Annotated in this window: 28 protein-coding genes; 15 read left to right on the top strand and 13 right to left on the bottom strand. The window is 58.5% G+C overall.

Translation table 11 applies throughout. The annotated features are described in order from the left end of the window. Positions 1 to 98: 98 nt before the first annotated feature. Complete coding sequence (trpA, locus tag PPTH39_RS16590) at positions 99 to 905, bottom strand: tryptophan synthase subunit alpha (RefSeq protein WP_095020611.1); 807 nt, start codon at positions 903 to 905, stop codon at positions 99 to 101. Beyond that, positions 905 to 2125 carry a tryptophan synthase subunit beta gene (gene trpB / locus PPTH39_RS16585; RefSeq protein ID WP_095020612.1) on the bottom strand — a complete coding sequence of 407 codons (1221 nt, stop codon included), beginning with the start codon at positions 2123 to 2125 and terminating at the stop codon, positions 905 to 907. The genes trpA and trpB overlap by 1 nt, the downstream gene beginning before the upstream one ends. 113 nt (positions 2126 to 2238) lie before the next feature. Here trpB and PPTH39_RS16580 point away from each other — a divergent pair, with 113 nt between their 5' ends. Further along, positions 2239 to 3135 (top strand): LysR family transcriptional regulator, encoded by an 897-nt coding sequence (locus PPTH39_RS16580; protein ID WP_130872210.1) that lies wholly within the window; start codon positions 2239 to 2241, stop codon positions 3133 to 3135. Here the strand turns inward: PPTH39_RS16580 and PPTH39_RS16575 are convergent. Further along, positions 3132 to 3458, bottom strand: coding sequence for an ElaB/YgaM/YqjD family protein (locus PPTH39_RS16575; RefSeq protein ID WP_016782799.1), 327 nt, complete (start codon positions 3456 to 3458; stop codon positions 3132 to 3134). The genes PPTH39_RS16580 and PPTH39_RS16575 overlap by 4 nt on opposite strands. 154 nt (positions 3459 to 3612) lie before the next feature. Between PPTH39_RS16575 and PPTH39_RS16570 the strand changes: the two genes are divergently transcribed. Both PPTH39_RS16570 and PPTH39_RS16565 read left to right on the top strand, forming a co-directional pair. After that, positions 3613 to 3828, top strand: a complete 216-nt coding sequence (locus PPTH39_RS16570) for a dodecin (RefSeq protein WP_094999631.1) — start codon at positions 3613 to 3615, stop codon at positions 3826 to 3828. Between the two features lie 119 nt (positions 3829 to 3947). Continuing rightward, positions 3948 to 4172: a DUF1161 domain-containing protein gene (locus PPTH39_RS16565; protein ID WP_094999632.1), complete on the top strand. Its 225-nt coding sequence runs from the start codon at positions 3948 to 3950 to the stop codon at positions 4170 to 4172. Positions 4173 to 4292: 120 nt separating this feature from the next. Here PPTH39_RS16565 and PPTH39_RS16555 read toward each other — a convergent pair whose 3' ends face one another. After that, positions 4293 to 5297, bottom strand: coding sequence for an LLM class flavin-dependent oxidoreductase (locus PPTH39_RS16555; protein ID WP_095020613.1), 1005 nt, complete (start codon positions 5295 to 5297; stop codon positions 4293 to 4295). 215 nt (positions 5298 to 5512) lie between these two features. On the opposite strand from PPTH39_RS16555, the gene PPTH39_RS16550 reads away from it, so the two are divergent. Both PPTH39_RS16550 and PPTH39_RS16545 read left to right on the top strand, forming a co-directional pair. Beyond that, positions 5513 to 5944, top strand: coding sequence for an OsmC family protein (locus PPTH39_RS16550; RefSeq protein ID WP_094999634.1), 432 nt, complete (start codon positions 5513 to 5515; stop codon positions 5942 to 5944). 147 nt (positions 5945 to 6091) lie between these two features. Next, positions 6092 to 6337, top strand: a complete 246-nt coding sequence (locus PPTH39_RS16545) for a DUF1161 domain-containing protein (protein WP_094999635.1) — start codon at positions 6092 to 6094, stop codon at positions 6335 to 6337. Here PPTH39_RS16545 and PPTH39_RS16540 read toward each other — a convergent pair. Then, positions 6329 to 6745: a PA0061/PA0062 family lipoprotein gene (locus PPTH39_RS16540; RefSeq protein ID WP_130872209.1), complete on the bottom strand. Its 417-nt coding sequence runs from the start codon at positions 6743 to 6745 to the stop codon at positions 6329 to 6331. The genes PPTH39_RS16545 and PPTH39_RS16540 overlap by 9 nt on opposite strands. Before the next feature lie 74 nt (positions 6746 to 6819). Here PPTH39_RS16540 and PPTH39_RS16535 point away from each other — a divergent pair, with 74 nt between their 5' ends. Continuing rightward, positions 6820 to 7866 (top strand): aminopeptidase, encoded by a 1047-nt coding sequence (locus PPTH39_RS16535; RefSeq protein WP_130872208.1) that lies wholly within the window; start codon positions 6820 to 6822, stop codon positions 7864 to 7866. Between the two features lie 112 nt (positions 7867 to 7978). Continuing rightward, the gene (locus PPTH39_RS16530; RefSeq protein ID WP_095023159.1) at positions 7979 to 9985 is read left to right on the top strand and encodes a M3 family metallopeptidase; all 2007 of its coding nucleotides are present in this window, start codon (positions 7979 to 7981) and stop codon (positions 9983 to 9985) included. A 6-nt stretch (positions 9986 to 9991) separates the two neighbouring features. Here PPTH39_RS16530 and PPTH39_RS16525 read toward each other — a convergent pair whose 3' ends face one another. Further along, complete coding sequence (locus PPTH39_RS16525; RefSeq protein WP_130872207.1) at positions 9992 to 10624, bottom strand: dual specificity protein phosphatase family protein; 633 nt, start codon at positions 10622 to 10624, stop codon at positions 9992 to 9994. 300 nt (positions 10625 to 10924) lie between these two features. Here PPTH39_RS16525 and PPTH39_RS16520 point away from each other — a divergent pair, with 300 nt between their 5' ends. Genes PPTH39_RS16520 through PPTH39_RS16510 form a run of 3 tightly spaced genes read left to right on the top strand, consistent with a single transcriptional unit; the run spans position 10925 to position 14715 of the window. Then, complete coding sequence (locus PPTH39_RS16520; RefSeq protein WP_094999975.1) at positions 10925 to 11665, top strand: gluconate 2-dehydrogenase subunit 3 family protein; 741 nt, start codon at positions 10925 to 10927, stop codon at positions 11663 to 11665. Between the two features lie 2 nt (positions 11666 to 11667). Beyond that, the gene (locus PPTH39_RS16515; protein WP_094999640.1) at positions 11668 to 13452 is read left to right on the top strand and encodes a GMC family oxidoreductase; all 1785 of its coding nucleotides are present in this window, start codon (positions 11668 to 11670) and stop codon (positions 13450 to 13452) included. Positions 13453 to 13464: 12 nt separating this feature from the next. Next, positions 13465 to 14715: a cytochrome c gene (locus tag PPTH39_RS16510; RefSeq protein WP_095026757.1), complete on the top strand. Its 1251-nt coding sequence runs from the start codon at positions 13465 to 13467 to the stop codon at positions 14713 to 14715. A gap of 107 nt (positions 14716 to 14822) precedes the next feature. Here the strand turns inward: PPTH39_RS16510 and PPTH39_RS16505 are convergent, their stop codons facing one another. Continuing rightward, entirely contained in the window at positions 14823 to 15464 is a 642-nt protein-coding gene (locus PPTH39_RS16505) for a transporter substrate-binding domain-containing protein (RefSeq protein ID WP_094999642.1), read from the bottom strand. A gap of 139 nt (positions 15465 to 15603) precedes the next feature. Here PPTH39_RS16505 and PPTH39_RS16500 point away from each other — a divergent pair, with 139 nt between their 5' ends. Further along, positions 15604 to 16041 (top strand): DUF4399 domain-containing protein, encoded by a 438-nt coding sequence (locus tag PPTH39_RS16500; RefSeq protein ID WP_094999643.1) that lies wholly within the window; start codon positions 15604 to 15606, stop codon positions 16039 to 16041. 58 nt (positions 16042 to 16099) lie between these two features. Here PPTH39_RS16500 and serA read toward each other — a convergent pair whose 3' ends face one another. Then, positions 16100 to 17329 carry a phosphoglycerate dehydrogenase gene (serA, locus tag PPTH39_RS16495; RefSeq protein ID WP_083369705.1) on the bottom strand — a complete coding sequence of 410 codons (1230 nt, stop codon included), beginning with the start codon at positions 17327 to 17329 and terminating at the stop codon, positions 16100 to 16102. 206 nt (positions 17330 to 17535) lie between these two features. On the opposite strand from serA, the gene PPTH39_RS16490 reads away from it, so the two are divergent. Next, positions 17536 to 18930, top strand: a complete 1395-nt coding sequence (locus PPTH39_RS16490; RefSeq protein ID WP_094999644.1) for an FAD-binding oxidoreductase — start codon at positions 17536 to 17538, stop codon at positions 18928 to 18930. A gap of 31 nt (positions 18931 to 18961) precedes the next feature. Continuing rightward, positions 18962 to 19627, top strand: a complete 666-nt coding sequence (locus PPTH39_RS16485; RefSeq protein ID WP_094999645.1) for a fumarylacetoacetate hydrolase family protein — start codon at positions 18962 to 18964, stop codon at positions 19625 to 19627. Between the two features lie 51 nt (positions 19628 to 19678). Here PPTH39_RS16485 and PPTH39_RS16480 read toward each other — a convergent pair whose 3' ends face one another. Genes PPTH39_RS16480 through PPTH39_RS16470 form a run of 3 tightly spaced genes read right to left on the bottom strand, consistent with a single transcriptional unit; the run spans position 19679 to position 22302 of the window. Then, the gene (locus tag PPTH39_RS16480) at positions 19679 to 20650 is read right to left on the bottom strand and encodes a thymidylate synthase (protein WP_095020616.1); all 972 of its coding nucleotides are present in this window, start codon (positions 20648 to 20650) and stop codon (positions 19679 to 19681) included. 53 nt (positions 20651 to 20703) lie between these two features. Then, entirely contained in the window at positions 20704 to 21507 is an 804-nt protein-coding gene (lgt, locus tag PPTH39_RS16475; protein ID WP_094999647.1) for a prolipoprotein diacylglyceryl transferase, read from the bottom strand. Between the two features lie 12 nt (positions 21508 to 21519). Further along, positions 21520 to 22302, bottom strand: a complete 783-nt coding sequence (locus PPTH39_RS16470) for a sulfite exporter TauE/SafE family protein (RefSeq protein WP_095020617.1) — start codon at positions 22300 to 22302, stop codon at positions 21520 to 21522. Between the two features lie 130 nt (positions 22303 to 22432). On the opposite strand from PPTH39_RS16470, the gene PPTH39_RS16465 reads away from it, so the two are divergent. Beyond that, positions 22433 to 23179, top strand: a complete 747-nt coding sequence (locus tag PPTH39_RS16465) for an NRDE family protein (RefSeq protein ID WP_130872206.1) — start codon at positions 22433 to 22435, stop codon at positions 23177 to 23179. A 57-nt stretch (positions 23180 to 23236) separates the two neighbouring features. Here PPTH39_RS16465 and ptsP read toward each other — a convergent pair whose 3' ends face one another. Together ptsP and PPTH39_RS16455 are read right to left on the bottom strand one after the other, a co-directional pair. After that, on the bottom strand, positions 23237 to 25516 hold the full coding sequence (gene ptsP, locus PPTH39_RS16460) for a phosphoenolpyruvate--protein phosphotransferase (protein ID WP_094999650.1): 2280 nt from the start codon (positions 25514 to 25516) through the stop codon (positions 23237 to 23239). Between the two features lie 21 nt (positions 25517 to 25537). Continuing rightward, on the bottom strand, positions 25538 to 26017 hold the full coding sequence (locus PPTH39_RS16455) for an RNA pyrophosphohydrolase (RefSeq protein WP_019828104.1): 480 nt from the start codon (positions 26015 to 26017) through the stop codon (positions 25538 to 25540). Positions 26018 to 26160: 143 nt separating this feature from the next. On the opposite strand from PPTH39_RS16455, the gene PPTH39_RS16450 reads away from it, so the two are divergent. Next, positions 26161 to 26817 (top strand): histidinol-phosphatase, encoded by a 657-nt coding sequence (locus tag PPTH39_RS16450; RefSeq protein ID WP_094999651.1) that lies wholly within the window; start codon positions 26161 to 26163, stop codon positions 26815 to 26817. The last annotated feature ends 45 nt before the right edge of the window (positions 26818 to 26862 follow it).

Here is a 26862-nt window from a genome sequence, read left to right as displayed (position 1 = left end):
CTTGCCCTCACCCCAGCCCTCTCCCGGGGGAGAGGGAGCCGATGTGTGGTGACATCCCCCAATCAGTCCCCTCTCCCTCCGGGAGAGGGGCTCTTGATCTAGCGGGCGCTACGTACACCTTCAGCCAGCGCAGCACACAAACTCAGCACACCATCCACCGCCTGTTCAGGCGTCGCTGCATTCTCGATCTTGTCGATCAGGGCCGAGCCCACCACCACGCCATCGGCCAGGCGGGCAATTGCCGCAGCCTGTTCAGGGGTACGGATACCAAAGCCCACGCTGATCGGCAAATCAGTATGCCGACGCAGACGCTCGATAGCCGCGCTCACCTGTTCCGTGGTGGCCGAACCGGCACCGGTCACGCCCGCCACCGAAACGTAGTACACAAAGCCCGAGCTGCCGGCCAATACGGTCGGCAGGCGCACGTCGTCTGTGGTTGGCGTGGTCAGGCGGATAAAGTCCAGGCCAGCAGCCTGTGCCGGGTCGCACAGCTCGCTGTTGTGCTCGGGTGGCATGTCGACCACGATCAGGCCGTCTACGCCCGCCTCTTTGGCTTCGGCGATAAAACGCGCCACGCCATAGTGGTGGATCGGGTTGAAATAGCCCATCAGCACCAGCGGAGTGTCGTTGTTACCGGTACGAAATTCACGAACCATCTGCAGGGTTTTTGCCAGGTTCTGCTTGGCGCCCAATGCACGGATGTTGGCCAGCTGGATCGCCGGGCCGTCGGCCATCGGATCGGTGAAGGGCATGCCCAGTTCGATCACATCGGCGCCTGCTGCCGGCAAGCCTTTGAGGATGGCCAGCGAGGTGTCGTAATCCGGGTCACCGGCGGTGACAAAGGTCACCAGCGCCGCGCGGTTTTGTTCCTTGAGAGCGGTAAAGCGCGTTTGCAGGCGGCTCATCAGTGTTGCTCCTGTTGAGACTGTTCCATGTGGTGCATCACGGTTTGCATGTCTTTGTCGCCGCGACCCGAAAGGTTGACCACCATCAGGTGATCGGCCGGCAGGGTCGGTGCTCGCTTGAACACTTCGGCCAGCGCGTGGGCGCTTTCCAGGGCCGGGATGATGCCTTCAAGGCGGCAGCATTTGTGGAAGGCATCCAGCGCCTCAGCGTCGGTCACCGAGGTGTACTGGACACGACCGATATCGTGCAACCAGGCGTGTTCAGGGCCGATGCCCGGGTAGTCCAGGCCTGCGGAAATCGAATGGGCGTCGATGATCTGGCCATCGTCGTCCTGCAACAGGAAGGTACGGTTGCCGTGCAGCACGCCCGGTTCGCCGCCATTGAGGCTGGCTGCGTGCTTGCCGGTTTCGATACCGTAGCCGGCGGCTTCTACGCCGATGATTTCAACGCTGGTGTCATCCAGGAACGGGTGGAACAGGCCCATGGCGTTGGAGCCACCGCCGATGCATGCCACCAGGCTGTCCGGCAGGCGGCCTTCCTGGGCTTGCATCTGGTCGCGGGTTTCCTTGCCGATCACGGCCTGGAAGTCGCGCACCATCGCCGGGTAAGGATGCGGGCCAGCCACGGTGCCGATCAGGTAAAAGGTGCTGTCAACGTTGGTCACCCAGTCACGCAAGGCTTCGTTCATTGCATCTTTGAGGGTGCCAGTGCCGGCCACCACCGGGATCACTTCGGCGCCCAGCAGCTTCATGCGGAACACGTTGGCCTGCTGGCGCTCGATGTCGGTGGTGCCCATGTAGATCACGCACTGCAGGCCAAAGCGCGCAGCCACGGTGGCAGTGGCCACGCCGTGCATGCCGGCGCCGGTCTCGGCGATGATGCGTTTTTTGCCCATGCGCCGTGCCAGCAGGATCTGGCCGATGCAGTTGTTGATCTTGTGGGCGCCGGTGTGGTTCAGCTCTTCGCGCTTGAGGTAGATCTTGGCGCCGCCACAGAACTCGGTCAGCCGCTCGGCGAAGTACAGCGGGCTTGGGCGGCCCACGTAGTCGCGTTGGAAGTAAGCCAGCTCCTTGATGAACTCAGGGTCTTTTTTCGCCAGCTCGTACTCGCGATCCAGGTCAAGGATCAGCGGCATCAGGGTTTCAGCCACATAACGGCCGCCAAATGAGCCAAACAGGCCATTGGCATCAGGGCCGGTACGCAAAGTGGATTGAGTCATGTGACGCTCCAGATAAAAAATGGCGAAGGTCTATGGGCCTGACTGTACCCGTGACAGCCCGGGATGAAAACCGATAAGATCGCCGTAACCTGTCAGGAAAACTCACAGATACCATGAGCCGCGATCTCCCCCCTCTTAATGCCCTGCGTGCCTTTGAAGCCACCGCCCGCCTGAGCAGCGTCAGCCAGGCGGCTGAGCAGCTACACGTCACCCACGGTGCCGTCAGTCGGCAATTGAAAGTGCTGGAAGAGCACCTGGGGGTGAGCCTGTTCGTCAAGGAAGGGCGCGGGCTAAAGCTGACCGAAGCCGGTATCCGCTTGCGGGATGCCAGTAGCGAAGCCTTTGAGCGCTTGATAAATGTATGCGCTGAACTCACGCAAAGCCAGGTTGACGCTCCGTTCGTGCTCGGCTGTTCAGGCAGTTTGCTGGCGCGCTGGTTTATTCCGCGCCTGGGCCGATTGAATGCCGACTTGCCTGACTTGCGCCTGCACCTGTCGGCCGGTGAAGGCGATCTGGACCCGCGTCGCCCCGGGCTGGATGCATTGCTGGTGTTTGCCGAGCCACCCTGGCCAGCAGACATGCAGGTTTACGAATTAGCCAGCGAGCGCATTGGCCCGGTGGTCAGTCCCCGTTATGCGCGGTACGAACAACTGCGCCATGCCCCGGCCAGCGCCTTGCTCGACGAACCGTTGCTGCACACCACTTCGCGGCCGCAGGCATGGCCGAGCTGGGCGCAAAAAAACGCAATTGAGACGAAGGATTTGCAATACGGGCAGGGGTTTGAACACTTGTATTACTTGCTGGAAGCCGCCGTTGCGGGGCTGGGTGTAGCGATTGCTCCCGAGCCGCTGGTGGCCCAGGACCTGCAAGCAGGACGGCTGGCTGCGCCCTGGGGCTTCAATGAAACCCCGGGGCAACTGACGTTATGGTTGCCCAAGCGCGCCGCAGACGGGCGCGCCAGGCAACTTGCGCAATGGCTCAAGGCAGAGCTTGCGCGCAGCGCAGATTAATTGCCGCGCTTGCACAACAGGAAGGCTGCCAGCAGACCCAGTGCGCCGATGGCAACGCCAGCGGTGGCATACGGATGCTCTTGGGCGTATTCACGGGTAGCGATCGCGGTTTCGCGGGTTTTGTCCTTCACTTCTTCCAGCGCATCGCTGAGCAGATGACGTGAATGCTTGAGCGCGTTCTCGGCGTTGTTTTTGAGGATGCCAAGGGTCTTTTTGGACTCGTCCGAAGCGTCGTGCTTGAGGCTTTCAAGAGACTTGAGCAGGCTCTCGATCTCTGCTTCCATGCTTTGCAATGAGGCTTTACGTAAAGAGTTGCTAGCCATTAGGGCTCTCCTGCATTGATGAGTGAGGTGCTTGTTAAGTCGGACTACAGGGGCGTGAGAAAGTGCAGTTAACCTGAACTTTTCCTTTTAGATTGCCTACAAAGTATTTAGCACATTCGCTGCTAGGCTTTGATTTACGACAAAGGAGAACGTTATGTCTGACCATCACACCTACAAGAAAGTCGAATTGGTAGGCTCGTCCCCGACCAGCATAGAAGACGCCATCGGTAATGCACTGGCCGAAGCCAACAAAAGCATCAAGCACCTTGAATGGTTCGAGGTGATCGACACCCGCGGCCATATCAAGGACGGCAAGGTGGCGCACTATCAGGTAACGCTCAAAATCGGCTTCAGGATTGCCAGCAGTTGATTTGAGGCAAGGTTTTGCCCCGTGGACTGGCCGTTTGCCATAAAGTCCGCTACACAGTCTGGGTGCAATGCGGCATGTTCGCATTGCACCCTTTTTGTTTTGACCGGGGAATGTGACCGATGAAAAAGCTTTTATTGGCTGTAGGTTTGCTGAGTCTGGCAGGAACGGCGTTCGCGGCGGGCAAGCCGTGCGAAGAACTGAAAAGCGAAATCGCGGCGAAGATTGAAGCTAACGGCGCCAGACATTATTCGCTGACGGTTGTGGAAAAAGGTGCTGCCGCTGACGGCAAGGTAGTGGGCTCTTGCGAAGCCGGCACCAAAGAAATTGTCTACAAGCGCGGGTAAGTCCAGCGCAGTAGTAGATCTTGTGGGAGCGGGCTTGCTCGCGATGCGCACGCTGCGGTGTTTCAGATCAGTCGCGTCGATACCATCGCGAGCAAGCCCGCTCCCACACTTCCCTTTGCGTCAGGCCCCTTTCATCACCTGCGACAGCAATTCATACGAGTGAATGCGGTCTGCGTGTTCGTACAGATCACAGGTAAAAATCAACTCATCGGCCTGGGTCTGCTCGACCAGCACGTCCAGCTTGGCCTTGATCTTCTGCGGGCTGCCGACCATCGCCAGGCCCAGGAAACTCATCACCGCCTCTTTTTCGTGGGGCAGCCACAAACCGTCCATCGTCGCCACCGGCGCGCGCTGCACCAGACTCTGCCCGCGCATCAGCGCCAGGATTCGCTGGTACACCGAGGTGGCCAGGTACTCGGCCTGCTCGTCGGTATCAGCAGCCACCAGCGGCACGCCCAACATCACGTAGGGCTTGTCCAGCACGGCAGAAGGCTTGAAGTGGTTGCGATAAACGCGAATCGCTTCATGCATCAACCGTGGTGCGAAATGTGATGCAAAGGCGTAAGGCAAACCCAGTTCACCGGCCAATTGTGCACTGAACAGACTGGAGCCCAGCAGCCAGACCGGCACATTGGTGCCAGTGCCCGGCATGGCGATGATCCGTTGGTCGGGAGTACGTGGGCCCAGATAGCGCATCAGCTCGGCCACATCCTGCGGGAAATCATCGGCACTGCCCGAACGCTCACGACGCAGGGCGCGGGCGGTCATCTGATCCGAGCCGGGCGCGCGGCCAAGGCCCAGGTCAATGCGTCCCGGGTACAGGCTTTCGAGGGTGCCGAACTGCTCGGCGATAACCAGCGGCGCATGGTTGGGCAGCATCACGCCGCCCGAGCCGACACGGATGGTTGACGTACCGCCGGCGAGATAACCGATCAACACCGAGGTCGCCGAACTGGCAATCCCATCCATGTTGTGGTGTTCCGCTACCCAGAAACGGTTGTAGCCGAATTTTTCCACATGCTGTGCCAGATCCAGCGAATTACGCAACGACTGGGCTGCACTGCCGTTTTCGCGGACAGGGACCAGGTCGAGGGTCGAGAATTTGATGTCAGACAGTCGTTTCATCAGCCGGCTACTCCAGGTGGGATGCAGGTCAGGGTGCTCGCATAACCTGCCAGTACTTACAGCAATATGGGCATATACCCGAGTTTCAATGGTCGACTGGGAATTGAGCTACTAAAAATGAAGATTGGTCCGACAGGGTGAACTTTGTGGGGCGAACTACCCTCACTAGTTCATTCAAGGCGTGAAACCTTCGCGCCGTTCTTCAGGAGGCACGCATGAGTATTAAAAAGAAAGCATCGGCTCATTGGGCAGGCGACCTTAAAACCGGCATTGGCTCCATCTCCACAGAAACCGGCGTGCTGCGCGAAGCGCCTTATGGCTTCAAGGCGAGGTTCGAAGGCGGTAAGGGCACCAACCCCGAAGAGCTGATCGGCGCAGCCCATGCAGGCTGTTTCTCGATGGCCTTGTCGATGATTCTCGGTGATGCCGGCCTCAAGGCCGACAGTATCGATACCACTGCTGAAGTAACCCTGGATCAAGTGGACGGCGGCTTTGCAATTACGGCCGTGCATCTGGTGCTCAAGGCCAAGGTGCCCGGCGCCACCCAGGCGCAATTCGACGAACTGACCACCAAAGCCAAAGAGGGCTGCCCGGTGTCCAAGGTACTGAACGCCAAAATCACCCTCGACGCGACGTTGGTGAGCTGACACCACCTGTGTGCCCCGCTAACCGCTAGCGGGGCACAATCGATACCCGGCTGCGACAGATCAGTCCTGCGCTGTGCGATATGTGATCGAATGGTCGTTACTCGCGTCAGATCATGACTTTGCGTTCTGCCTCAAGGGAGTCTCACCATGAAACGTTTTGCTCTAGCTGTAGTTTGCTGCGCCTTGGCCACCTCGGCTCTGGCGGCGCCCAAGCCGTGCGAAGAACTGAAAGCCGAAATCGAAGCCAAGATCCAGGCGAACAATGTGTCGTCCTACACCCTCGAAATCGTGAGCAATGAAGAAGTTCATGACGAGAACATGGTGGTTGGTTCGTGTGAAAGCGGCACCAAGAAAATCATCTACCAGAACAACGACCGTCAGCCTTCAAGGTAAGCAGTTGACCAGCCGCTCCTCGGCGACCACCTTGCCCGTTGCGTCGTACAGCCGGGCGTAGGCGTTGAAGCCCAGTGAGCGGGCCTGTAGCCGGTAACGCTGGCCGGGCTGGAAGTTGTCGTAATCGACGGTGACGTAACACAGGCGTTCCTGTGGGTCACTGAACATACCCATGCCGCCGACAAACACCTCGAAATCGAAGCGCACCATCAACTCGTGGCTACCTGGCGTTACTTGAAAATAGCGGCCATCGGCCTGTCGCTTGTTATCCAGACGCTCGGCCATTACCAGCTTGCCGGTTTGGGTTTCAAGGTCGACCCAGGCCATGGCGGGATCAGCCGGGGGGATTGGCGTGCTGGTACAGGCGCTGAGCAGACAAGCAGCCAGCAACCACAAAAGCGTGGGCATGATGATGTCCAAAAAAAGTGTTACGCAAGCATAGCGTGCATTATGGTCACATCACTCGCCTACTGGATCGCTTTATGACCTCGCGTGTTCGCGGCTTGTTGGTCCTTGCCTTGCCGCTTCTTCTCAGCGGTTGCTCCAGTGCGGGCTACTACTCGCAATTGGCCACCGGCCAATGGAATTTATTGCAGGCCCGTGAACCCGTGAGCAAGGTGATTGTTGATCCCCGGCGCCCGACAGCGTTGCGTGAGCAATTGGCAAAAGCCCAGGCTGCGCGCTCCTTCGCCAGCGAGCATTTACACCTGCCGGACAACCAGAGCTATCGTCTGTATGCCGACCTGAAACGGCAGTACGTGGTGTGGAATGTCTTTGCCACCCCGGCGTATTCCCTCGACCCCGTCACCCATTGCTTTCCCATAGCCGGGTGCGTGGCCTACCGGGGTTATTACAGCCAGGGAGCGGCGCGAGGCGAGGCGGCCCTGCAACACCAGCAGGGCATGGACGTGTTTGTCAGCGGCGTTGAAGCCTATTCCACCCTGGGATGGTTTGATGACCCGATCCTCAATGGCATGCTCAATTGGGGTGATGAGCGCTTGGCCACACTGATCTTTCACGAGCTGGCCCATCAGCAGTTTTATGTGAAGGACGACACTGAATTCAATGAGTCTTTTGCCAGTTTCGTGGAACAGGAAGGCACCCGCCAATGGCGCGTCGAACAAGGCTTGCCACCCTCCGACGGCAGCCATGTGCAGCAACGTGAACAATTTATCACCCTGGTGCTCGACACTCGCCAGCGCTTGAAGACCCTTTATGCACAGCCGTTGCCTGCAGCCGAAATGCAGCAGCGTAAAACCGCTGCATTCGAACGAATGCGCCGTGATTATCGTCAGTTACGGGATGAGCAATGGGCGGGAAATCCGCGCTATGACGCGTGGGTCAATGGCCCTCTCAATAACGCCAAATTGTTGCCCTTCGGTCTTTACGATCAATGGGTGCCTGCCTTCTCAGCCCTGTTCAAGCACGTGGGCGGCGACTGGCCGAGTTTTTATGCCGAAGTTGAACAGCTGGGTAAATTGCCCCCCGAACAGCGCAAGGCTGCCTTGTATAAATGGGCAGAACGCTGAGCTTTTTGAGGCTGCACTACATAGATAGCCCCCCTGAAATCCCTGTCTCAATAGGCTGAGAACCCACCGATACTCAGCCCGAAATGAAGCAGAACTTTCAAGGAATGCTGCCATGGAGCCAACCAACCCGCTGTTGAGCGCGACCCTTCTGCCCCTTTACAGCAAGGTACGTCTAGAACATCTCAAGCCGGCAATCGAACACATTGTTGCCGACAACCTGCAGTCAATCAGCCGAATCGTCAGTGCCCAGTCCCAACCCACATGGTCGGGCCTGGTGTTGCCGATGGAAGCCCTGACGGCGCGGCTGGATGAAGCCATTGCCGTCATCACGACACTGGGGCAGGTACCAAGAGAAGTGTCATGGGAAACAGACATCGGCCAATGCTTTCTGGCTGCCTACAATTACAAGGCGCAAGTCTTGCAAAATCGCGAGCTTTATCTGGCCTGCAAGGCTTTGGCAGAAAGCCCTGAAGCCATGCAATTTGATCGCTCGCAGCAGGCTCTATTGGGCAAGATACTGCGCGACTACCGGTTGGCTGGGAGTGAGCTGTCAGCCTCTGGCAGAGGCGAACTCATCGAGCTCAACCACGAGATATCCCGACAGGAATGGGTTTTTTACGAAAACGCACGACAATCCAGAAAGTCCTGGAGCAAGCTGGTTACCGATGAGTCCTTGCTTGCGGGGCTTGCGAGTGAACTCAAGGGGCAGTTGGCAGACATTGCCACGGACGCCGACCTGCAAGGCTGGCTGATAACTCTTCAGGAGCGCGCTACCTACACCGCGATCATGCGCTCATGCGAAAACAGGGCGCTGCGCGAGGAGTTGTTCACGGCCTACAACACGCGGGCTTCCGAGCAGGGCCCCGCAGGCGGGCAATATGGCAATGGCCCGGTGCTCCATGATCTGCTCAGGCTGCGTCAGCAGAAGGCGCGCCTGCTGGGGTATGACAGCCATGCCGAGCTGAGCCTGCAGGGCAAGACGGCAACCTCGGTTGATGAGGTGCTGAGTTTTCTGCGCACTCGAATTGAACGCAAGTCGGCATTTTTTTCAACTCAAACCGCAGAGCTGCATGCCCTGGCGTCGGCTATGCAATACGACGGACTCAAACCATGGGATCTGTTGTTTCTGGCGCAAAAACGCGCTCTGCAACTAAGCCCGCTGGCGGGCGATCAATTGAAATCATATTTTGCGTTCACACGTGTTTTTGAAGGCATCGTGTTACTCGTCAAGCGCCTCTTCGCGGTCGATCTGGTCGAACAGGTATCGTTTGATACCTGGCACCCGGACGTTCGTTTGTTTGAGGTGGTCGAGTCAGGTGTTCGGGTGGGGCATCTTTATCTCGACCCTTACCTTCGTGAATCCAAGCCGAATATGTGCTGGATGCAGTCGGCACGTAACCGCAGAATCAATCAGCAAGGGGGCCTGACCACCCCGGTGGCCATTCTCTATGGCAACTTCTCACCCGAATCCCCTGGCTCCCCATCACTGCTGACGCCGCAGCAGTTAACCCTGCTTTTCCATGAGTTGGGTTGTTGCATGAAGCAACTGCTGACCCGCAGTCCCTACGGTGCATTTTCCCGCGTGGATGTACTGAATGCTGAGGCGTCCGGGTTTTCAGGCAAATGCGCTGAAAAGTGGTGCTGGTCACGGGACGGTCTGCGCTGGTTGGCCAGGCATGCCCAGCATGACAGTGAGCTGACCTATGAGCAGATAGACCAAGTACTTGAAGCGCGCAGTGCCGAGCGTTGGCTTGAAACGGCCCGCGAGCTTGGGCTTGCGCTGTTTGATTTTGAACTGCACCGCACCTGGGGCGATGGCCGCAGCGTGGAAGAGATCTGGCGCAGTGCACACAATGAACTCCAGCCGTTACCGTTGGCGCAGAACGACCGATCTGCCAACACTTTCGATGCGATCGTCTCGGGCCATGATGGCGCTTATTTCGTCAATGAATGGGCCGAAGCGATGGCTGAGCAGGTTTTTGCAAGGTTTGAACAGCAAGGTGTGTTTAACCCGCAAACGGGCTTGGCCTATCGCGAAGCCTTCCATGCACCGGGCATCGAACGCCCGCTGCATGAGTCTTTCGAGGAGTTTATGGGCCAGCCGCCCGCGAGCGTGTAGGTATCTTCAGGACTTGAGCCAGTTCTTCACCACGCATGAAGCAAAAGGGCTGGTACTGCATGCGCCGCTGCTTAGGGCTGCGCGCAACTGTGGGATATCCGCCTTCATCATGTAGCTCTCGCCATCTTTGTGGTGCGAGTTTTCGCCAAAGCCGCCCTGGGTCATTTCTTTCAGGGCGTCTTCCTTGCTCCAGTCCTGCACGACCACGCGGTACATCGCCGCCATCAGCCCGGTACGGTCCGAACCGTGCTTGCAGTGCATCAATACAGGGCCCTGTGCTTGTGCCGTCTGGATGGCACGCAGCGCGGCCAGCACATCGGTGTCATCTACATGGTTGGTGCGATAAGGCAGTTGGACTTGAGCGACGCCTGGAGTCTTGAGCCAGGAACTGTCGGCATCAGGCAAGAAGTTGATGACGGTGGTTATCTGTAATTTTTCCAGCAGCGGCTGCGCGGCACTGTCAGGCAGTGCGCTGCGGTACAGGGTCGGGGACATTTGATAGAGGTTGTATTGCGTGGCAATGGGCTGTGCCCACTGTACAGGCCGGGCCTGGACTGTTTCGTCGGCCAGGGCCTGAGGCACAGAAAACGCTGCCAGCAAGGTCAGGCACAGAGCAGGAAAAAACCGGGCTTTGGGCATATCAGTTCGACCATTAACAAAGAATTTGGAAGTTGAAACGCTAGATTGAGGGATGACTTATCAAAACTGTGTCAGGCATTTGTCAAAAAAGCGTGAGGGCGCAGCCAGTGATGGCCTGATGCTATTGGTGCGGCAAATTTACGCATGAAACGATTCATCTGGTCGCCTGGCCTGTTAGTATTTGTAACCAAACTTTGCCTGCGTTTTTTTTCTCAGGTCGATTTCGACCCGTATCGCTGCCAAAACGAAAAGCTGCCCATGAGCGGCTGTAATCCGTGAATGCCTGATGAGGTGCCCCGCATGTCTGAGCAAGACAACCCCCGGCGTGAGTTTTTGCGCAAAACCCTGACCCTGATTCCAGTGGTCACTGTTGCGAGCACGGGCCTGGGTGGTTCCGTTCTGATGGCTACGCCAGACGCTCAAGCCGCACCGGTCGCTGCGCCGCCCGTTGCCGCATCAGGCCCGGCCTATGAACCAACGTACTTCACGGCTGAAGAGTGGGCGTTCGTTAACGCCGCCGTCGCGCGTCTGATCCCGGCTGACGAGCAAGGCCCGGGGGCGCTCGAAGCTGGCGTTCCGGAATATATCGACCGTCAGATGAACACGCCTTACGCCAGCGGCGCGCTGTGGTTTATGCAGGGGCCGTTCAATGCCGACGCTGCGCCGGAAATGGGCTGGCAGAGCAAACTGGTGCCAAAACAGATCTATCGCCTGGGCATTGCTGCCACGGAGGAGCTCTGCAAAAAAGCCTATAACTCAACATTTGCTGGGCTAGACAGCGCTACCCGAGACGAAGTGCTCAAACAGCTGGAAGCCGGCACGCCTAAATTCGATAGCGTCCCGGCCAAGATGTTTTTCAGCTTTTTGCTGCAAAACACCAAGGAAGGCTTCTTTTGCGACCCTATTCACGGTGGCAACAAAGGCATGATCGGCTGGACCATGATCGGCTTCCCCGGCGCGCGCGCTGATTTCATGGACTGGGTAGAACGCAACGAGCAATACCCCTTCCCGGCAGTTTCCATTCGCGGCGAGAGGGCTTGAGCATGTCGACCGTTATGAAAAAAGTTGATGCAGTAATCGTTGGTTTCGGTTGGACCGGCGCGATCATGGCCAAAGAGCTGACCGAAGCCGGCCTGAATGTTGTGGCCCTGGAGCGCGGTCCGATGCAGGACACCTATCCAGACGGCAACTATCCACAGGTCATCGACGAACTTACCTACAGCGTGCGCAAAAAGCTGTTCCAGGACGTCTCCAAAGAAACCGTCACCATTCGCCATAGCGTCAATGACGTGGCCCTGCCCAACCGCCAGTTGGGTGCTTTCCTGCCGGGTAACGGTGTGGGCGGTGCAGGCTTGCACTGGTCGGGGGTGCACTTTCGGGTCGACCCGATCGAACTGCGCATGCGCAGCCATTACGAAGAGCGTTACGGCAAGAACTTTATCCCCAAGGACATGACCATTCAGGACTTCGGCGTCAGCTACGAAGAGCTGGAGCCGTTCTTCGACTATGCCGAAAAGGTTTTTGGTACGTCGGGTCAGGCCTGGACCGTCAATGGCCAACGGGTCGGTGAAGGCAAGGGCGGCAACCCTTATGCGCCGGACCGTTCGGACCACTTTCCGTTGGTGTCGCAGAAGAACACCTACTCCGCACAGCTGTTTCAGAAAGCGGCCAATGAGGTTGGCTACAAGCCTTATAACCTGCCGTCGGCAAACACCTCCGGGCCATACACCAACCCCTATGGCGCGCAGATGGGGCCGTGCAACTTCTGCGGTTTTTGCAGCGGTTATGTCTGCTACATGTATTCCAAGGCATCGCCCAACGTAAACATTCTTCCTGCCCTGAAGCCGTTGCCGAACTTCGAGCTGCGCCCGAATGCCCATGTGATCCGGGTCAACCTGGACAGCAGCAAAACCAAGGCTACCGGCGTGACCTATATCGATGCCCTGGGCCGAGAAATCGAGCAGCAGGCCGATCTGGTGATCCTGGGCGCGTTCCAGTTCCACAATGTGCGTCTGATGTTGTTGTCGGGCATTGGCAAGCCGTATGACCCGAAAACCGGCGAAGGTGTTGTCGGTAAAAACTTTGCTTACCAGAACATGGGCACCATCAAGGCCTACTTCGACAAAGACGTGCACACCAATAACTTTATCGGTGCAGGCGGCAATGGCGTGGCAATTGATGATTTCAACGCCGACAACTTCGACCACGGGCCGCACGGTTTTGTCGGTGGCTCGCCGATGTGGGTCAACCAGGCCGGTAGCCGGCCGATTGCAGGCACGTCCAACCCGCCGGGTACGCCGGCCTGGGGCAGCGCGTGGAAGCGTGCAACCGCCGATTACTACACTCACCAAGTGTCCATGGACGCCCACGGTGCGCATCAGTCCTACCGTGGCAACTACCTCGATCTGGACCCGGTGTATCGCGATGCCTACGGCCAGCCGTTGCTACGCATGACGTTCGACTGGCAAGAAAACGACATCAAGATGAACCGTTTCATGATGGAAAAAATGGGCAAGATCGCCGAAGCGATGAACCCCAAGGCCATTGCGCGTATCGGCAAACAAGTGGGTGACCACTTCAATACGTCGTCGTACCAGACCACCCACCTTAACGGTGGAGCGATCATGGGGACCAACCCGAAAACCAGTGCACTGAACCGTTACCTGCAAAGCTGGGACGTGCACAACGTGTTTGTGCCGGGTGCATCGGCTTTCCCACAAGGTTTGGGCTACAACCCTACGGGGCTGGTGGCTGCATTGACCTATTGGTCGGCGCGGGCGATCCGCGAGCAGTATCTGAAGAACCCCGGCCCACTGGTTCAGGCATAAGGAGCGATGACCATGAAAGCACTTGTTATCGCGACCCTGAGCCTGCTCGCCAGCTTTTCGGCGGTGGCCGCTGAAAGCGACCCGCAGGCGTTGATCAAACAAGGTGAATATCTCGCCCGTGCCGGTGACTGCGTGGCGTGCCATACGGCCAAGGGCGGCAAGCCGTTCGCCGGTGGCCTGGCGATGGAGACGCCGATCGGCACCATTTATTCGACTAACATCACGCCAGACAAAAACGGCATTGGCACTTACAGCTTTGAAGATTTCGACAAAGCCGTGCGTCACGGTGTTGCGCAGAACGGCAGCACGTTGTACCCGGCCATGCCGTATCCGTCCTATGCACGGGTCAACGAGGCCGATATGCGGGCGTTGTATGCCTACTTCATGAAGGGCGTTAAACCTGTCGAGCAAGCGAACCAGGAAGCCGATATCCCGTGGCCGTTGAGCATGCGCTGGCCGCTGGCGATCTGGCGCTGGCTGTTTGCCCCTGCGGTTGAAGATTTCAAGCCGCAAGCCGGGCAGGACGCGGTAGTCAGCCGTGGGGCGTATCTGGTGGAAGGCTTGGGCCATTGCGGTGCATGCCATACACCACGTGCCTTGACCATGCAGGAAAAAGCCTTGAGTGCCAGTGATAGCCCGGCATTTCTGTCAGGCAGTGCCCCGCTGGAAGGCTGGATCGCGAAGAACCTGCGCGGTGATCACAAGGACGGTCTGGGCAGCTGGAGCGAAGACCAGCTGGTGCAGTTCCTCAAGACCGGTCGCAGTGATCGCAGTGCGGTATTTGGCGGCATGAGCGATGTGATCGTGCACAGCATGCAGTACATGTCCGACGCTGATCTGACGGCCATTGCCCGTTACCTGAAGTCGTTGCCAGCGGTGAATCCGGCTGACAAACCGCATCAGTACAACCCGGCAGTGGCGGATGCCCTGTGGAACGGTGATGACAGCAAGCGTGGCGCTGCGGTGTACATCGACAACTGTGCGGCTTGCCATCGTACCGACGGTCACGGCTATACCCGTGTGTTCCCTGCCCTGGCGGGCAATCCGGTATTGCAGTCGGCCGACCCGACGTCGTTGATACATATCGTGCTTAAGGGAGGGACGTTGCCTGCAACGCATACAGCGCCATCGACGTTCACCATGCCCGCTTTCGACTGGCGTTTGTCGGATCAGGAAGTGGCCGATGTGGTCAATTTCATCCGCACCAGTTGGGGCAACCAGGCGGCTGAGGTGAAGGCCGGGGATGTGAAGGCGATTCGTTAACCCTGAGTATTCGGTGGGAGCGGGCTTGCTCGCGATGCAGACAACTCGGTATGCCTGACTTACCGAGTCGCTCCCATCGCGGGCAAGCCTGCTCCCACATTGGGTCTTCAGGGCTGTCTTGCAGACATCCCGAACCACTTCTGCGACAACGCCTCCAGCCTCCCGTCTGCCTTGATCCGCTGCAAGGCCTTGTCCAGGCTGGCCTGGAACGCCGGGTTGCCTTTCTGGAAGGGGATTACCAGGGCAACTTCCTCATCTGTGACCGGCGTTTTCTGCGCCACCGTGACCAATGGCCCACGTTCGACAAACCCATTGCCCTGAGCTACGCCTAAAGTCTGGCCTTGAAACATTGCAAGGCTGTTGAGTGAGCGCGGCTGCTCTTGCCGGGCAATCGTCTGCGCTGGCAGATGGCTGTAAGGTTCGCTGAAATCGAACCGATCCTGGAGTTCCTGGGTCAAAGCCACATGATTGATCGCGACATCGTATTTGCCGCTCTCAACCCCTGACAGCAAGTCAGCGTTATCGGTGACCAGAATGGAGGAATGTACTTCCAGTTCCTGAGCCAGCAACTCGGCCAGTTCAACGTCAAAGCCGGTCAGACGCCCGTCCTGCTTGAAGCTGAACGGTGCCATGTCGGCTTCCAGGGCTATGCGCAGTTCACCACGGTCGTTGATGTCGTCGATCAGTTCGGCCTGAGCAAAAGGGCTCGCCAGTGGCAGTAAAAGCATCAGGCCCGGCAATAAACGCATGGTCACTCCTTTGGTTGGGATGCAAGCGAATCGCATTTAACGTTCGCTTTGCTTTATGTTGGTCACTTGCGGGGTTGGACAACGGTTTGGCTCTAAGTTGTCAGGCACCGAAGAATTTTGCAAAAAACCGGAGAAAAAAATGAAAGCTCTACTGTCTCGTGTTGCGCTGGCTTCTGTATTGATGGGCGCTTCGGTCATGGCCACAGCGGCTGGCCTGGAATCGGAGCCTGCACCAAAAGGCGCCAAAGTGTTTATCGTCGAACCTAAAGACGGTGCCACAGTTGATCAAACTTTCACCGTTAAATTCGGTATTGAAGGCATGCCTCTGGCGCCTATCACCGAGGCCACGCCGCATGCGGGCCATCACCACCTGCTGATCGATGTCGACCAGTTGCCGGCCGAGAACGCACCGATCCCGGCCGATGCCAACCATATCCATTTCGGCAAGGCCCAGACCGAAACCCAGGTCACCCTGCCACCTGGCAAGCACACCCTGCAACTGGTGCTGGGTAACCAGGTTCATGTGCCGTTCAAGCCAAGCATCGTGTCGGAAAAAATCACGGTTAATGTGAAATAAGCTTTTTCGACGCATAAAAAAGGGAGACCCGAGGGTCTCCCTTTTTAGTGAGAGGCGTTTAGAACAACACGCGGCAGCGAATAGTGCCGTTGATGGTCTGCAGCTTCTCTTGCGCCAGGTCCGAAGACTCGGCGTCGACGTCGATCACTACATAGCCAACTTTCTCGTTGGTTTGCAGGAATTGGCCGGAGATGTTGATCCCGTTTTCGGCGAAGATCTTGTTGATCTCGCTCATCACGCCCGGGATGTTCTGGTGGATGTGCAGCAGACGGTGCTTGCCAGGGTGGGCCGGCAGGGCCACTTCCGGGAAGTTCACGGACGATACCGAGGTACCGTTGTCGCTGTACTTGACCAGTTTTTCTGCCACTTCCAGACCGATGTTGGCTTGCGCTTCAGCGGTAGAACCGCCGATGTGCGGGGTCAGGATCACGTTGTCCAGGCCACGCAGCGGGCTTTCGAACACGTCGTCGTTGGAGCGCGGCTCAACCGGGAACACGTCGATGGCGGCGCCGATCAGGTGCTTGTCCTTGATTGCGTCAGCCAGGGCGTCCAGCTCAACCACGGTGCCGCGAGCGGCGTTGATCAGAATGCCGCCCTTTTTAATGGCACGGATTTCTTTCTCGCCGATCATCCACTGGGTGGCTGCGGTTTCCGGTACGTGCAAGGTGACGATGTCGGACATGCCCAACAGTTCGTGCAGATTGCCGACCTGGGTGGCGTTGCCCAATGGCAGCTTGGTCACGGTGTCGTAGAAGAACACCTGCATGCCCAGACCTTCAGCCAGAACCGACAGCTGAGTACCGATCGAGCCGTAACCCACGATACCCAGCTTTTTGCCGCGGATTTCGAAGGAGTTGGCTGCGCTTTTGATCCAGCCGCCACGGTGGCAGGAAGCGTTTTTCTCAGGGATGCCACGCAACAACAGGATCGCTTCAGCCAGCACCAACTCGGCCACCGAACGGGTGTTGGAGTAAGGGGCGTTGAAAACAGCGATACCGCGTTCGCGAGCAGCGTTGAGGTCGACCTGGTTGGTGCCGATGCAGAAACAACCAACGGCGACCAGTTTCTTGGCGCAATCGAACACTTCTTCGGTCAGCTGGGTACGAGAACGGATGCCGATAAAGTGGGCATCAGCGATCTTTTCCTTCAGCTGGGCTTCAGGCAAGGAACTGGTGATGTACTCAATGCTGGTGTACCCGGCGGATTTGAGCACTTCAACAGCGGATTGGTGGACGCCTTCCAAAAGAAGGAACTTGATCTTGCTCTTATCGAGAGAAGTCTTGCTCATCTGCGTAAACCTGTGTCCCAGAGAAAAAATGGCAGGGAATGGACAGCGCGAGCTGACCTGGCCGGCGTGAAAACCGGCCCCGAGAATCGTCCTGTGGCTCGATTCTGCGGGGGGGTCGTATGCTAGCATAAGCGCCCCGCTAAACACCCATTCCTGCGACGTGAAGCGTTCTCAGGATGACCATGAATTGTTCGAGAGTTCTGTTGATGACCCATCCTGCCTTGATTGATGAGCTGAAGACCCTGGTAGAGCCTGGCAAGGTTTTGACCGACGCTGACTCCCTTAATGCTTACGGCAAGGACTGGACCAAGCATTTCGCTCCCGCCCCGTTGGCCATTGTGTTCCCGAAAACCACCGAGCAGGTGCAGGCCATCGTGCTGTGGGCCAACGCCCATGACGTGGCACTGGTACCGTCGGGTGGCCGTACCGGCCTGTCCGCTGCTGCCGTGGCCGCCAATGGCGAAGTAGTGGTGTCGTTCGACTACATGAATCAGGTGCTGGACATCAACCTGACCGACCGTACTGTGGTCTGCCAGCCTGGGGTGGTCACCGAGCATCTGCAGAACCTGGCCGAAGAAAACGGCCTGTACTATCCGGTGGACTTCGCTTCGGCTGGCTCCAGCCAGATTGGCGGCAATATCGGCACCAATGCCGGCGGCATCAAGGTGATTCGCTACGGCATGACCCGTAACTGGGTGGCCGGCATGAAAGTGGTCACCGGCAAGGGCGATGTGCTGGAGCTCAACAAGGACCTGATCAAGAACGCCACCGGCTATGACATGCGCCAGCTGTTTATCGGTGCCGAAGGCACCCTGGGCTTTGTGGTGGAAGCCACCATGCGCCTGGACCGTGCGCCGAAAAATCTGACGGCGATGGTGTTGGGCACGGCAGATTTCGATTCGATCATGCCGGTGCTGCACGCCTTCCAGAACAAGCTCGATCTGACGGCTTTCGAGTTCTTCTCCGACAAGGCGCTGGCCAAGGTCATGGGGCGTGGCGACGTGCCTTCCCCGTTTGAAACCGACTGTCCGTTCTATGCGCTGCTGGAATTCGAGGCGACCACTGAAGAGGTTGCCAATGCGGCCCTGGAAACCTTCGAGCACTGCATGGAAGAAGGCTGGGTACTTGATGGCGTGATGAGCCAGAGCGAAACCCAACTGCAGAACCTGTGGAAACTGCGCGAGTACATCTCGGAGACCATTTCCCACTGGACGCCATACAAAAACGACATTTCGGTCACCGTGTCAAAAGTCCCGGCCTTTTTGAAAGAAATTGACGCGATCGTCGGCGAACACTACCCGGATTTCGAAATTGTCTGGTTCGGCCACATTGGCGACGGCAACCTGCATCTAAACATCCTCAAGCCCGAAAACCTGAGCAAGGATGAGTTCTTCGCCAAGTGCGCGACGGTGAACAAGTGGGTGTTTGAAACCGTTGAGAAATACAACGGCTCGATCTCTGCCGAGCATGGCGTGGGCATGACCAAGCGTGACTACCTGACCTACAGCCGTTCGCCGGTTGAGATCGAGTACATGAAAGCGCTCAAGGCCGTGTTCGACCCTAAAGGCATCATGAACCCCGGCAAGATTTTTGCGGTTTAAAGTTAACGGTATTCAATAGCGGAGTCTGTCCATGAGCTATCAGCACCAGTATGTCGACGGTACCCGGATCCACTTTCCCATCGGTAAAGTGGTGTGCATCGGCCGCAACTATGCCGAGCACGCCAAAGAGCTGGACAACCCGATCCCGACCGAGCCCCTGCTCTTCATCAAACCGGGCAGTTGTGTCGTGCCACTGGAAGGCGGCTTTGCGATCCCCACCGAGCGCGGTTCGGTGCATTACGAAGCCGAAATTTCGGTACTGATCGGCAAGCCCCTGTCGAACAACCCGAGCGCCGAAGAAGTGCTGGATGCGATCTCCGGTTTTGCCCCTGGCCTGGACCTGACCCTGCGCGACAAACAGGCCGAGCTCAAAGGCAAAGGCCTGCCGTGGGAAATTGCCAAGTCGTTCGATGGCGCCTGTGTGCTGGCTCCTTTCGTACAGAGCAGCACTTTTGCTGACCTGGCCGATATCGGCATTCGTTTGACCATCAATGGCGAAGTGCGTCAGGACGGTAATAGCGCCCTGATGCTCAACCCGATCGTACCGATGATCCAGCACATGGCTGCGTGCTTCTCGCTACAAGCCGGTGATGTGATCATGACTGGCACACCGGTGGGCGTCGGCCCACTGAATGTGGGCGATGAGCTGGTGCTGGAGCTGACGGGCGTTAGCCGCTTCGAGAGCCGCGTTCGTTAGTCCGGGCCTGGCAATTGAAACAGCCTGTGGCAACGGCCACAGGCTTTGGCATTACACCGCCATTGGCGCGGTCATTGGCGCGTGGTGCTGGTAGCCTTCGAGGCTGAAGTCGCCCGGCTCGATCATGCCCAGCCACTCCGGCTGGTACACGCCGGTCTTGGCGAATTCCGGTACGCGGTCCGAGATTACCAGTTTGGGCATCGGGAACGGTTCGCGGGTGAGCTGCTCGTTAAGCATGTCCAAGTGGTTTTCGTACACGTGGGCATCGCCGATAAAGTAGGTGAACCAGCGTGGTGTATAGCCGGTCAGGCGGCCGATCAGGCTCAGCAGCGCAGCGCCTTCGGTCAGGTTGAACGGTGTCCCCAGGCCCAGATCGTTGGAGCGGATGTAGAGGGTCAGGGAAATCTCCCTGGTCTCGACATTCGGGTGGAACTGGTACAGCAGGTGGCACGGTGGCAGGGCCATTTCGTCGAGCTGGGCGCAGTTCCAGCCGTGGAACAGGATACGGCGGCTGCCCGGGTCATTGATGATGGTGTCGACGCACTGGCGTACCTGGTCGATGGCCTTGTACAGCACCACATAGGCCTGGCCGTCTTCTTCGCCTTCGGCAATCTGGCGATAACCCTGGCTCAGGCACAACTCGATAGCGGCCACATTGCTGCGATCAACTTGCTTGTAGGCCGGCCATTTGCGCCATTGCACACCGTAGATCTCGCCAAGGTCGTCTTCGCCCTGACGGAACGGGTTGGCCAGCCACTGGGCGTTTTCGTTGGCGTTCTGGTCCCACACCTTGCAACCCAGTGCGCGGAAGTCTGCAGCGCTATTGACCGGGCGCAAGAAACCGCACATCTCGCCAATAGCCGATTTGAACGCCATGCGCCGGGTGGTGATGGCCGGGAAGCCTTCCTTGAGGTCATAGCGCAGCATGGCGCCGGGCAGGCTGATGGTTTTTACGCCGGTACGGTTGGCTTGCAGGGTGCCGTTTTTAATGACGTTGGCAACGAGGTCGAGATATTGCTTCATGGTTTTCCTACCGTTTGAATGCGGGGCTTTATAAGCCCCGCCATCCGAATGTATTACGCAGCTTTTTGAGCCGCTGGATCGCGGTGGTAAGCCCACCAGATCAGGAACAGGCCGCCCGCGATCATCGGGATACAGAGAATTTGCCCCATCGTCACCCAGCCGAACGCGAGATAACCCAATTGGGCATCCGGCACACGGACGAATTCGACGATAAAGCGGAAGATGCCGTAGAACAGGGCGAACATCCCGGAAACCGCCATGGTTGGACGGGGTTTGCGCGAGTACAGCCAAAGAATCAGGAAGAGTGCCACACCTTCGAGGGCGAACTGGTAAAGCTGCGACGGATGACGCGCCAGTTGTTGTGGGTCGGTAGGGAAGATCATCGCCCACGGCACATCGCTGGCCTTGCCCCACAGTTCGGCGTTGATAAAGTTGCCGATGCGCCCTGCACCCAGGCCAATGGGCACTACAGGGGCGATAAAGTCCATGATCTGGAAGAATGACTTGCCGTTGCGCTTGCCAAAACCCCACACCGCCAGCATCACGCCGATCAAGCCGCCATGAAATGCCATGCCGCCTTTCCACACTTCAAAAATCAGCAGCGGGTTGGCGATATAGGCGCTCAGGTCGTAAAACAGCACATAGCCCAGGCGCCCGCCGACAATCACGCCCATGGCCACCCAGAACACCAGGTCGGAGAGTTTCTCCTTGGTCCAGGTCGGGTCGAAGCGGTTGAGGCGGCGTGACAGGATCAGCCAGGCAGCGCCAATGCCGATCAGGTACATCAAGCCGTACCAATGGATTTTCAGCGGGCCGATGGCCAGTGCCACCGGATCAATCTGCGGGTAAGGCAGCATTGCGACTCCTTGTTAGATCAGGAAACTCAAGCCGACACAGAACAACAGTGCGGCAAACAGCCGTTTCAGCAGGCGTGGCGAGAGCTTGTGGGCCAGTCGCGCACCGAAACGGGCGAAAAACATGCTGGTCAGGGCGATCCCGAGCAGCGCGGGCAGGTAGACAAAACCGAGACTATGCGCGGGCAGGTCGGGGTTGTGCCAGCCAATGATCATGAAACTTGCTGCACCTGCCAGTGCAATCGGCAGCCCGCAGGCTGACGACGTGGCCACGGCCTGCTGCATCGGCACGCTACGCCAGCTCAGAAATGGCACGGTCAGCGAGCCGCCGCCGATGCCGAAAATCGCCGAAGCCCAGCCAATCACCGTACCGGCCAGGGTCAGCCCGACCTTGCCAGGTACCGTGCCAGTGGCCTTGGGTTGCAAGCCCAGGGCCATCTGAATGGCGATCACCACGGCGAACACACCGATGATTTTCTGCAAGTGGGGGCCGGCAATGGCTTCTGCGGTTAACGCACCGATGCCCGCACCGATCAGGATGCCCAGCGTCATCCAGAGCACCAGAGGCCAGCGCACGGCGCCTTTTCGATGGTGCTCGCGAATCGAGTTGATCGAGGTAAAAATGATCGTGGCCAGTGACGTGCCAACGGCCAGATGGGTCAGCACCTCGCTGTCAAAACCCTGCAAGGTGAAGCTGAACACCAGCACCGGCACGATGATCAACCCGCCGCCGACCCCGAACAGCCCGGCCAGCACCCCCGCAAAACCTCCCAGTACCAGATAGAGCAGAAATTCCATGACGCCCCCCCCAAATTTGATCCGCATGGTAACGGAGCAAGGGCTTTGGCTCCACTGCGCTGCACGGTATGGCGCGAGCCGCCCGAGCAATCTATAAGTAGTGTGGTTAAAAAAACATTAAGGACTGCCCATGTGTCTGATTGTCTTCGCCTGGCGCCCCGGCCATGCACAGCCTTTGGTCGTTGCGGCCAACCGCGATGAATTCTATGCCCGCCCCGCCAAACCCCTGGCGCAGTGGGCCAATGCGCCACAGGTATATGCCGGGCGCGACCTTGAAGCGGGAGGAACCTGGCTGGGCATCGGCGCCGATGGACGCTTTGCGGCCCTGACCAATATCCGCGAACCGCACAAGCCGCCTTCACGGCGCTCACGGGGCGAGCTGGTGGCAGACTTTCTCACCGGCCACCAGTCAATTGCCGAGTATTTCACCCAGGTAGGCCGACGTTCTGTCGACTATGCCGGTTTTAATCTGCTGTTGGGCACCGCAGATCAGCTCTGGCATTTCAATTCCGGGGAACTGGCGCCGCAACCGCTGAGCGCGGGGATTTATGGTTTGTCCAACGGCGGGCTGGATACGCCGTGGCCCAAACTGCTCAAAGCCAAGGCCGCGCTGGCCGAGGTGCTGGACAACCCGCAGCCACAAGCGCTGCTGGCGTTGCTCAAGGACCCGCAGACGGCCCCGTTCAGCGAACTGCCGGACACCGGCGTAGGTCTGGCCACGGAGAGTCTGCTGTCGAGTGTGTTTATCACCAGCCCCAGCTATGGCACCCGTGCCAGCACCGCGCTTATTGTGAATGCAGACGGGTCAAGGGTGATGGTGGAGCACAGCTTCGGGCCGCATGGGGGGCGGTTGGGAGAGGTAAGGCTGGCGGTGTGACGCTAGCCCTCACCCCAACCCTCTCCCTCCGGGAGAGGGTTAGGGTGAGGACGCTTTTCAGTAAGGCTTGATCGCCGCCGGGTTCATCATGCGGGTCAGGCCCATGTTTTTCAGCGCCAGTTGAATGGTGCTGCGAATGACCTGCGGGTTGTCGATGGTCATCACTTCGGCCAGCAGTTCCTTGGCGCGACTCAGGCTGACCTGACGCAGCATCCATTTCACTTTCGGCAAGTTGGTGGCGTTCATCGACAGGCTGTCAAAGCCCATCGCCATCAACAAGATCGCCGCCGCCGGGTCACCGGCCATTTCTCCACAGATGCTCGCCGGCTTGCCTTCGGCATGGGCGTCACGCACCACCGACTGCAGGGCCTGCAGCACCGCCGGGTGCAGATAGTCGTACAAGTCCGCCACGCGTGGGTTGTTGCGGTCCACAGCGAGCAGATACTGGGTCAAATCGTTGGAACCCACCGACAGAAAGTCGACCTGACGGGCCAGCTCCTTGGTCTGATAAACCGCAGCCGGGATTTCGATCATCACCCCAATAGGCGGCATCGGCACGTCGGTGCCTTCGTCGCGCACTTCACCCCAGGCGCGGTGCAGCAGGTGCAGGGCTTCTTCGAGTTCGTGGGTGCCCGAGATCATCGGCAGCAAGATACGCAGGTTGTTCAGGCCTTCACTGGCCTTGAGCATGGCCCGGGCCTGCACCAGAAAGATTTCAGGGTGGTCGAGGGTCACGCGAATCCCGCGCCAGCCCAGGAACGGGTTTTCTTCCTTGATCGGGAAGTAAGACAGTGACTTGTCGCCGCCGATGTCCAGGCTGCGCATGGTCACCGGTTGCGGATGGAAGGCAGATAATTGCTCGCGATAAATCGCCAGCTGCTCCTTTTCGCTGGGAAAGCGCTGGTTGATCATGAACGGCACTTCGGTGCGGTACAGACCTACGCCTTCAGCGCCACGCTGTTGTGCTCGCGCCACATCGGCCAGCAGGCCGGTATTGACCCACAGCGGCATGCGATGCCCGTCAGGGGTGATGCAGGGTAGCTCGCGCAGGGCATCAAGCCCCAGGGACAGCTGGCGCTCTTCCTCGACCACCTCGGCGTATTGCTTGCGCAGCACTTCGCTGGGGTTGGTATAGACCTCGCCGTGGTAGCCGTCGACGATCATCTGGATGCCGTCGACCCTGGAGTACGGCAGGTCGACCACGCCCATCGCCGTCGGGATACCCATGGCGCGGGCCAGGATGGCAACGTGGGAGTTGCCCGAACCCAGTACCGACACCAGGCCTGCCAGCTTGCCTTCGGGCACTTCACCGAGCATGGTGGCCGTCAGCTCTTCGCTGACCAGAATGGTGTTGTCCGGGTAGACCATGGTTTGCTGGCGATCATGCTGCAAATAGGCCAGCAGACGACGGCCAAGGTCACGCACATCCGACGCCCGCTCACGCAGGTAGTCGTCGTCCATCAGTTCGAAACGGTTGACGTGATCGGTCACGACCTGGCGCAGCGCGCCCTGGGCCCATTGACCGGTCTTGATGACATTTTTGACTTCGCTGCCCAGCGACGCATCGTCGAGCATCATCAGGTACACGTCGAACAATGCCTGTTCTTCGGGGCGCAACTGGGTGGCGAGTTTCTTGGACACCGCGCGCATATCGTTGCGCACGCCTTCCAGGGCGGTCTTGAACAACGCAATTTCGGCGGGGATATCGGTGATGGTCTTGTCGGGCACCACATCCAGATCCGCGGGTGGCAGCATCACCACGGCGGTACCCACGGCAGCGCCCGGCGAACCCGGTACGCCGACGAACTTGGCTTCCTGGATGCCCTTGCCCTGACGGCCCAGGCCACGAATCGAACCCGTGGCTTCGGCGTGGGCAATAACCCCGGCCAACTGGGCGCTCATGGTCACCAGGAAGGCTTCTTCACCTTCGTCGAACTGACGGCGCTCCTTTTGCTGAATGACCAGGACCCCGACCACGCGCCGGTGGTGGATGATCGGCGCGCCCAGGAAAGAGGCATAACGCTCCTCTCCGGTTTCGGCAAAGTAGCGATAGCGCGGGTGATCGGCGGCGTTTTCGAGGTTCAGAGGCTCTTCACGGGTGCCCACAAGGCCGACAAGGCCTTCGTTGGGCGCCATGCTGACTTTGCCGATCGAGCGCTTGTTCAAGCCCTCGGTGGCCATCAGGACAAAGCGGTTGGTCTCTGGATCAAGCAAATAGACCGAGCAGACCTGGCTGCTCATGGCCTCTTTGACGCGCAACACAATAATCCCCAACGCCGCCTTGAGATCCTTGGCGGAGTTAACTTCCTGGACGATCTTGCGCAGCGTATTGAGCATGGCTCGGGGTCGAACTCCGTGTCAGGCGCGCGTTAAAAGGCGCGGGGCAAGCTCTTTGAGAGCGCGACGGTAGACCTCGCGCTTGAATGTCACCACCTGGCCCAACGGGTACCAATAACTGACCCAACGCCAGCCATCGAACTCCGGTTTACCGGTCAAATCCATCCGCACCCGTTGCTCGTTGGAGACCAGGCGCAGCAAAAACCACTTTTGCTTCTGGCCGATGCACAGCGGTTGGCTGTGGGTACGTACCAGGCGTTGCGGCAAACGATAACGCAACCAGCCTCGCGTGCAGGCGAGTATTTCTACATCTTCGCGTTCAAGGCCAACTTCTTCGTTCAGCTCACGGTACAAGGCGTCTTCCGGCGTTTCGTCAGGGTTGATGCCACCCTGTGGAAACTGCCAGGCGTCTTGATTGATACGGCGAGCCCAAAGTACCTGACCAGCGTCATTTGTCAGAATAATCCCGACATTAGGGCGGAAACCATCGGGGTCGATCACGGCAACAACCTCGCAAACGCATGTCGCCGCATTGTTCCACAAAGGTTGTGAAAGCAGCAACGCGCCTTCCTGCCTTATGTGCACTCTTGTTAAAAGACCGTATTCTTGTGGCCATTTCTCAGGCAACTCAACGGGTAACCTCAATGCGTCTGGCTTTATTCGACTTGGACAACACCCTCCTGGGCGGTGACAGCGATCACGCCTGGGGCGATTACCTGTGCCGCCGGGGCATTCTCGACGGCGACGCCTACAAGGCGCGCAACGACGCGTTCTATCAGGACTACCTGGCCGGCAAGCTGGACAACGCCGCCTACCTTAATTTCAGCATGGAAATCTTTGGCCGCCATGACATGGCGCAACTGGATCAATGGCACCGCGAATTCATGCGCGACTGCATTGATGGCCTGATGCTGCCCAAGGCCCATGCCCTGCTGGCCAAACACCGTGAAGCCGGCGACACCCTGGTGATCATCACTGCCACCAACCGCGTGATCACGGCCCCCATTGCCGAAAAACTCGGCGTGGAACATTTGATTGCCACCGAATGCGAAATCATCGATGGCCGTTACACCGGTCGCAGCACAGACGTACCGTGCTTCCGTGAAGGCAAGGTGACACGCCTGAACCGCTGGATCGAAGAAAACGGCTACAGCCTGGAAGACAGCTACTTCTACAGCGACTCGATGAACGACTTGCCGCTGCTGGAGCAGGTTGATCATCCGGTGGCGGTAGACCCGGATCCGAACTTGCGGGCGGAGGCCATCAAGCGTGGCTGGGAAGTCATCTCGCTGCGCGACTGACACACAACCTGTGGGAGCGGGCTTGCTCGCGATAAGATCGCCGCG

The sequence above is a fragment of the Pseudomonas bubulae genome (assembly GCF_900618535.1).
Classification (GTDB): domain Bacteria; phylum Pseudomonadota; class Gammaproteobacteria; order Pseudomonadales; family Pseudomonadaceae; genus Aquipseudomonas; species Aquipseudomonas bubulae.
The sequence above is the reverse complement of the archived record's forward strand: the minus strand, read 5'-3'. Positions and strand labels throughout refer to the sequence as shown.